6 protein-coding genes are annotated in these 8,029 nt (G+C 37.8%); 4 read left to right on the top strand and 2 right to left on the bottom strand.

Features of this window, described 5'->3' with window-relative positions:
* The first annotated feature begins 33 nt into the window (after nucleotides 1–33).
* Nucleotides 34–918 (top strand): DUF4349 domain-containing protein, encoded by an 885-nt coding sequence (locus tag FG383_RS11965; RefSeq protein ID WP_142607621.1) that lies wholly within the window; start codon nucleotides 34–36, stop codon nucleotides 916–918.
* Nucleotides 919–1,408: 490 nt separating this feature from the next.
* Here FG383_RS11965 and FG383_RS11970 read toward each other — a convergent pair whose 3' ends face one another.
* Together FG383_RS11970 and FG383_RS11975 are read right to left on the bottom strand one after the other, a co-directional pair.
* On the bottom strand, nucleotides 1,409–2,122 hold the full coding sequence (locus FG383_RS11970) for a YwaF family protein (protein ID WP_246096982.1): 714 nt from the start codon (nucleotides 2,120–2,122) through the stop codon (nucleotides 1,409–1,411).
* Between the two features lie 28 nt (nucleotides 2,123–2,150).
* Entirely contained in the window at nucleotides 2,151–2,486 is a 336-nt protein-coding gene (locus tag FG383_RS11975; RefSeq protein ID WP_142607622.1) for a L,D-transpeptidase, read from the bottom strand.
* A 588-nt stretch (nucleotides 2,487–3,074) separates the two neighbouring features.
* Between FG383_RS11975 and FG383_RS11980 the strand changes: the two genes are divergently transcribed.
* From FG383_RS11980 to FG383_RS11990, 3 genes are all read left to right on the top strand, one after another.
* Nucleotides 3,075–4,970: a PrkA family serine protein kinase gene (locus FG383_RS11980; RefSeq protein WP_142607623.1), complete on the top strand. Its 1,896-nt coding sequence runs from the start codon at nucleotides 3,075–3,077 to the stop codon at nucleotides 4,968–4,970.
* Nucleotides 4,971–5,079: 109 nt separating this feature from the next.
* Nucleotides 5,080–6,246: a sporulation protein YhbH gene (gene yhbH / locus FG383_RS11985; protein ID WP_142607624.1), complete on the top strand. Its 1,167-nt coding sequence runs from the start codon at nucleotides 5,080–5,082 to the stop codon at nucleotides 6,244–6,246.
* 19 nt (nucleotides 6,247–6,265) lie between these two features.
* The gene (locus FG383_RS11990; protein ID WP_142607625.1) at nucleotides 6,266–7,663 is read left to right on the top strand and encodes a SpoVR family protein; all 1,398 of its coding nucleotides are present in this window, start codon (nucleotides 6,266–6,268) and stop codon (nucleotides 7,661–7,663) included.
* Nucleotides 7,664–8,029: the final 366 nt, after the last annotated feature.

Raw genomic sequence — 8,029 nt, forward strand, 5'->3', positions numbered from 1 at the left:
TCTGTTTATATATAGACAGGGAGGGAAGGAAAAATGAAAAAAGTGCTTTTCTATTTTCTACTACTCGCACTTTTAGGTTTACTTGTTGCATGCAGTGCAAATGAAGAAAAATCGAGTGTTTCTGAAATGGACATGGCAAATAATTCTGCTAGCTACACAGAAAAAGAGGAAATTGCTACGATGGAAGAGGAGGCGAGCAGTGCTGAAACTCCTTCAGAGACGAATGAAGAGCGTATGATTATTCATAATGCTATCATCCGAACGAATGTAAAAGAACTGGCACAGGCACAAAGTAATATGGAGCAGAAGGTGAAGGAATATGGTGGCTACATTGTTGAATCGAATGTATATAAGGAAGATGACGAGACGAGTAGAGGCCATATGATAGTGCGAATTCCAGAAAAGCATTTTGAACCATTTTTGTCCGATGCAGAAGGGGAAGCATCAAAAGTGCTAGAACGTAATGTTACTGGGCAGGACGTTACGGAGCAATATATAGATTTAACATCTCGGCTGAAATCCAAACGAGTAGTGGAGGAACGTTTACTCACGTTTATGAAAGGTGCAGAGAAAACAGAAGATTTATTGAAAATTTCTACTGATTTAGCAAAAGTCCAGGAAGAGATTGAAGTAATAGTTGGTAAGATGAAATATCTTGAAAACCAGTCTTCCTTTTCAACAATAGAACTGACGATGATTGAAAATAGGGTTATTATTCCCGGAATTGAAAATAATGATTTAAATACTTGGGAAAAGACGAAGAAACAGTTGGTTACAAGTACGAATGCTTTGCTTGCTGCAGGCTCCGCTATTGTAGTGTTTTTCATCGGTAATCTACCGGTCTTTCTAATAGTAGGTGTCATTGCATTTGCTGTGTATTGGATGATTAAAAGAAGACGACTAGATCAGAATAAGTAGAGAAATATAAAAGCACACTTGTTGATTAATCAAAATTATCCAGTAATTGGATTGTTAAGAGCGTGATACCACCCAAGGCACTCTAAGTATAGGTGGTGCTTTGGGATTGCTTTGAACTGAACGAATTCTACACCATTACAGAAAATTCTTGATGCGTAGGGATGGGACTTTGTCACATCCCTACGCATTTTTTTCGATAATCATATGGTCGTCGTTTGTCCGTCGCTCTCCAAAAGCACAGGTAATCAAAGTGCCAAAGTTGTTGGGAATGAAAGAATAGCTACTTTCCTATCTAAATAGTATGTGACCGACAAATATCCACAACAAGATAATCGAAAATGGTGAAGCAGGAAGTGACGTAGTCACTTCCTGCTTCACTTCTTCCGCGGTAACGATGTAGTGATTATTTTGTCCAAAGCGAACCGAAAACGTACAAGTGGAAAATGGGATCCATGAGCATTTCTTATTAAATTTCAATGGTGGAAATATATTAGAACACTTTTGGGGGAGTTTTCCACTTTCGAAAAATTAGCCAGACAACAACGAAAATACTAAAAGCTACAATTTCTAAAGAAACTATATACCAAGGAAACGGTCCTAAGAAATCTAGTAAACTACCATTAATCGGTTTTTCTCTTAAAAACATATAATTACCTTGAATAAGGATATTCAGTACAAAAATGAAAGGAAAGATGATATTTAAGACAACCATTGTCTTTATAACGCTTTTGAAAGTAGGTTGATAGCTTTTTACCCAAAGAATATAAAATGCGGTTAAAATAATTCCAATATGCACATAAAAGAATTGGATAAATTTAAAGTCTGGAAAATTTACGATAATAGAAGGAGTTAGCACCGCTTGAAGTGCACCTCCCATGCCGGCAAAAAAGATAAAGTCATACAGTCGTTTGCTGCCAGTCCATAAGAGGAAACACGAACAAAATAGGCTAATACTGCATAAATGAAGAGGGAGTGATTCACTTAAACTCCATATTCCCTCCAAGATCAATACAAGATGGTAGGAAATTTCCATTGCCAATAAAGAAAGCGCAAATAAACGTTCGAAGAGAAGTGTGTGGTTAAATGGACGAGCCAATACGTTTCTTACCATAAATAAGATTAATAAACAGATGAACAGCACAGCAATTGCGACTAAATGTTCGAGCGAAAACAAGACGAATGTATTCATAGTATTTTCCTTCACATTCTACCCCTCATTTCGTCTTCCCATCTTATTTGTGAATATATACATTGGTACTCGTTGGAACCATAGAGGAAAGTTCCAATACGTCATCATTATGCATCCGGATGCAGCCATGCGAAACTTCCTTCCCGATGGATGACGGGTCGTTAGTACCGTGAATACCATAATGTGGCTTGGATAAACCCATCCATAAGGCGCCAAAAGGTCCCCCGGGGTCCAGTTCCTTGTTAATGATAATGTAATTCCCTGTTGGGGTAGGTGTCAATATTTTCCCAACAGCAATCGGATATGTCTTTAACAATACACTAGCATCGTACAACTTCAATTGCCGCTTTCTAACGGATACATCAATCCATAGGGTCATGAAATCATCTCCTAATAAGTCTGCCTTTATAATATGGGAAGATGACGGATATGTGTGCGTGACAGTCATTTGACGAGAGTCACAAAACTTGTCCTATTGTTACAAGAAAAAAATTTCCATGTTCATGTATTGGACAATCATTCATATCCATATACTTTATTAATTAACTAAAGGAGTGAGTGAATGGCAAAACAAAAATGTAAAAAATGCGATAAAACGGGTGCTGGTACTTGTAAATGTAAGTAACGTGGATATATAATCCAATATCCATTTTATACTTATATGAACCTGAAAATTAATTCATACAAACAAGCCATTCTCTTAAACTAGAGGATGGCTTGTTTGTATGAAGGAACCTTTTTTAGAAAAAACAATAAAATATATCTTGCAGGTGATTGTAAAAGGAACCTGTTAAAAAAACAACATTTGTCGTATGAAGGGATTAGTTCATCTTTTTCAATCAGCCAAGGAACGTTGATTAACCTCAATAGCTAATACAAAAATGAGCTGATTGCTAAAAGTATTATGTATCATAAACTCTCTTCTTTCATACTATGTATAAAATAGAGCCCTGAATGGAGGGAATGGATGGATATTTTAAGTAAGGTGAAGAGCTACCGCGAAGAGGAAAATCAGTTGAAGTGGGAAGGCAAGTTCGAGGAATATTTAGACATGGTGAAAGAAAGACCGGAAATTGCCCAAACTGCTCATTCACGTGTTTATAGTATGATTAAGAGCTCCGGTTTGACTGAAAGAGACGGGCAAAGAATGTATCACTTTTTTGGAAAAGAAATATTTGGGCTTGAAACAGCACTTGAACGACTTGTAGAAGAATATTTTCATCCTGCAGCCAAGAGACTAGATGTTCGTAAGCGAATTCTATTACTGATGGGACCTGTGAGTGGAGGGAAGTCTTCCATTGTTACTTTGTTAAAACGTGGACTGGAGCAATATTCAAGAACGGATGAAGGGGCTGTATACGCCATAAAAGGCTGCCCAATGCATGAAGATCCCCTACATCTAATTCCACAACATTTACGCGGAGATTTTGCAGAAGAGTTTGGTATCCGCATTGAAGGTAGCTTATCTCCACTCAATACAATGCGGTTGGAAAAGGAATATGATGGACGTATCGAAAATGTTTTGGTAGAACGAATCTTTTTCTCAGAAGATAAACGGGTTGGAATCGGAACTTTTACGCCGTCTGATCCAAAATCACAAGATATTGCAGATTTGACTGGAAGTATCGATTTCTCGACGATTGCTGAATTCGGTTCGGAATCCGACCCAAGGGCATATCGTTTTGATGGGGAACTAAATAAAGCGAACCGTGGAATGATGGAATTTCAAGAAATGTTAAAACTGGATGAAAAATTTCTGTGGCATTTATTGTCCTTGACGCAGGAAGGTAATTTCAAAGCAGGAAGATTCGCCTTAATAAGTGCGGATGAGTTGATCGTAGCGCATACAAACGAAACGGAGTACCGTTCATTTATATCCAATAAAAAGAATGAGGCACTTCACTCTAGAATTATCGTTATGCCGATTCCATATAATTTGAAAGTAAGTCAAGAAGAACGAATTTATGAAAAAATGATTAAAGAAAGTGATATGACCCACGTCCATATTGCACCGCATGCACTAAGAGCAGCCGCTATTTTCTCTATATTAACAAGATTGGAAATACCTAAAAAACAAGGCGTTGATATTGTTAAGAAGATGCGACTGTACGATGGTGAAAGTGTAGAAGGGTTTAACGAAATTGATCTGGAAGAATTAAAGAAAGAATCGTTAAACGAAGGTATGAACGGGATCGATCCCCGTTATGTGATCAATCGAATTTCTTCCGCCATCATTCGTAAAGAAATACCGTCGATCAATGCATTAGATGTATTACGTGCTTTAAAAGAAGGTCTAGACCAGCATGCATCTATCTCGCAAGAAGACCGAGAGAAATACATGAACTACATCGCAATTGCCCGAAAAGAATATGATGAAATTGCGAAAAAAGAAGTGCAAAAAGCGTTCGTCTATTCGTATGAAGAGTCAGCAATTACACTAATGAATAATTATCTCGACAACGTAGAAGCATTTTGTAATAAAAACAAAATGAGAGATCCGTTAACGGGAGAAGAGATGAATCCGGATGAAAAATTAATGCGTTCGATAGAGGAACAAATCGGTATTTCTGAAAATGCAAAAAAAGCATTCAGAGAGGAAATTTTAATACGACTTTCTGCATATGCACGAAAAGGAAAACGATTTGAATACAACTCTCATGAACGTTTACGGGAAGCAATTCAAAAGAAATTGTTTGCGGATTTAAAAGATGTTGTAAAAATTACGACATCTTCTCAAACGCCGGATGAATCGCATCTGAAGAAAGTCAATGAAGTCATTGCGAGACTAGTAGATGAACACGGGTATAATACGACGTCTGCAAATGAATTACTACGTTACGTTGGTAGTCTGCTCAATAGATAAATATAAAAAAACAAGACTGATGGTAGCTATTAGTCTTGTTTTTTTATACACATTGGCAATAACTTTGACACTCTGGCATAAGATAAAAAATAGGTAGGTGTTGATGAGAGTGAGTGAAAAAGAAGAAAAACAATTTGTTATCTCCCAGGAAAACTGGTCTCTCCATCGAAAAGGGTACCAAGATCAACAACGTCATATGGATAAAGTAAAAGAAGCCATTAAGGATAATTTGCCAGATTTAATAAGTGAAGAAAGTATTATTATGTCAAATGGACGAGATGTAATTAAAATACCAATCCGCTCTTTGGACGAATATAAAATTCGTTACAACTATGACAAAACAAAGCATGTTGGCCAAGGAGACGGTGACAGCCAAGTAGGAGATGTAATTGCTAAAGGCTCGGATGAAGGAGAAGCTAACGGTCAAGGGAAAGGAAAACAAGCTGGAGATCAAGCGGGAAAAGATTATTATGAAGCAGAAGTAACGATTGGTGAATTAGAAACCGTTTTGTTTAAAGAGATGGAATTACCGAATTTACAGCAAAAAGAACAAATGGACATCACGACCGATAAAGTGGAATTTAATGATATCCGGAAAAAAGGTCTAATGGGGAACATTGATAAGAAGCGGACGATCATTACCGCTATTAAACGGAATGCAATGAAAGGCAAAGCAAAAATATCACCAATCCATAATGACGATTTACGTTTCAAAACATGGGATGAAGTGGTTAAACCTGAATCGAAGGCAGTCGTTCTTGCGATGATGGACACGAGTGGCTCCATGGGGGCTTTCGAAAAGTATTGTGCTAGAAGTTTCTTTTTCTGGATGGCAAGATTTTTACGCACGAAATATGAAACAGTAGAAATTGAATTTATCGCCCATCATACAGAAGCGAAAGTAGTGTCAGAAGAAGCGTTTTTTTCAAAAGGTGAAAGTGGAGGAACTATTTGTTCATCCGCCTATTTAAAAGCATTAGAACTTATTAAGCAAAAATACAATCCCGCTCGTTTTAATATTTACCCGGTTCACTTTTCGGATGGAGAAAATATGACAAGTGACAATGAAAAATGCATGAAGCTTGTCAATGAACTGATGGACGTTTCTAGCATGTTCGGATACGGTGAAGTAAATGCACATAGCAGGTACTCCACGCTTATGAATACGTATAAAAAAATTGAGAATCCAAAGTTTCGCCATTATGTCCTGAAGGAAAATCGGGATGTTTATCAAGCGCTCAAGAGCTTATTTCGTAAATACGAAGCTTCACGTTGAAATGGAAGGGGGTCGTTGAATGGATACAAAGCTTCATCATGCAATTGCCGAGATAACAGAAATAGCATCCGGTTTTGGACTAGATTATTTTCCGATGCGGTATGAAATTTGCCCTGCCGATATTATTTATACATTTGGTGCTTATGGAATGCCAACCCGTTTTACGCATTGGAGTTTTGGTAAGCAATTTCACAAGATGAAAATACAGTATGACTTTGGATTGAGCCAAATTTACGAGCTCGTTATTAATTCTAATCCTTGTTACGCATTTTTACTGGACACAAATAGCTTGATCCAAAATAAGCTAATCATAGCCCATGTGCTTGCGCATTGTGATTTCTTTAAAAATAATGTTCGCTTTTCTAATACACGACGAGACATGGTAGAAAGTATGACAGCGACAGCTGAGCGAATTGCAGATTATGAAATGACATATGGCAAAGAAGAGGTAGAAAGCTTTTTAGATGCCATACTCGCGATTCAGGAACATATCGATCCTTCCATCATCCGACCTAAACTGCCTGACTATAACTTGGATGAGGAAGAGGTAGAGTTTGTAAGAAAAACACCTTATGATGATTTATGGGATATGGATCGACCGACGAATGGTAACCACTTAACTATTCCAAAAAGAAAGAAGTTCCCTCCTAACCCAGAAAAAGATTTATTGCTATTCATTCAAGAATTTAGCCGAGAATTAGAAGACTGGCAACGAGACATTTTAACGATGATGCGGGAAGAAATGCTTTACTTTTGGCCACAATTAGAGACAAAGATCATGAATGAAGGCTGGGCATCTTATTGGCATCAACGGATTTTAAGAGAAATGGATTTGACAACGGATGAGACAATTGAATTTGCAAAGTTAAATGCAAATGTTGTGCAGCCTTCTCCAACGAGTATTAATCCGTATTATTTAGGATTGAAAATCTTTGAAGACATTGAAAACAGGTATGATCATCCAACAGAAGAAATGAAACAGTTAGGGATAAAGCCTAACTCAGGAAGGGAAAAAATATTCGAAGTACGGGAAATTGAATCGGATATTTCCTTTATACGAAACTATTTAACAAAAGAACTGGTGAAGCGAGAGGATTTGTACTTATTTGAAAAGAAGAAAGGCAATTATGAAATTACCGATAAAGACTATGAAAATGTTAGAGATCAACTAGTTTCGATGCGTACGAATGGAAGTTTTCCTTATATCGTAGTGGAAGATGGTGACTACGCTAGAAACGGGGAATTGTATTTAAAGCATGGATATGAAGGAACGGAACTTGATCCTCACTATTTAGAAAATGTACTTCCTTATATTTATCAACTATGGGGCAGAAATGTGCATATGGAAACGGTCGTAGATGATAAGCCGACTGTCTATGCATACGATGGAAAAAAAGTATCCAAGAAAGCTGTTTAATAAAGAATGAGATCCTGATTTATTGGGATCTCGTTTTTTATGTATATACGGTTATTTAGGGATACTGCGTGGTAGTGCGTTGGATAAAGTGTTCGCTGGGATTTTCGCTGCAGGGCGGACGCTTTCCGCCGGGTGAGCGATGAACCATCCCCGCCGCTTAGGCGTCGTAGGGATGTCTCATTTGCTCACAGAGGAACAAAGGCTAAGAGCGCCACATCGTGTGGCAACGCCTTCGTGACCAACATCCTGTTGGCCTCGGCAGGAGTCGTCGCCCACAGCGAAAATCAACGGAAACTGCTTGCTTATCCGCGTCGACTCGTAAAAAACAAAATTTTATACAGTTTTTTCGAATGTGTAAATCCAGTA

Source organism: Psychrobacillus soli (genome assembly GCF_006861775.1).
GTDB classification, from domain to species: domain Bacteria; phylum Bacillota; class Bacilli; order Bacillales_A; family Planococcaceae; genus Psychrobacillus; species Psychrobacillus soli.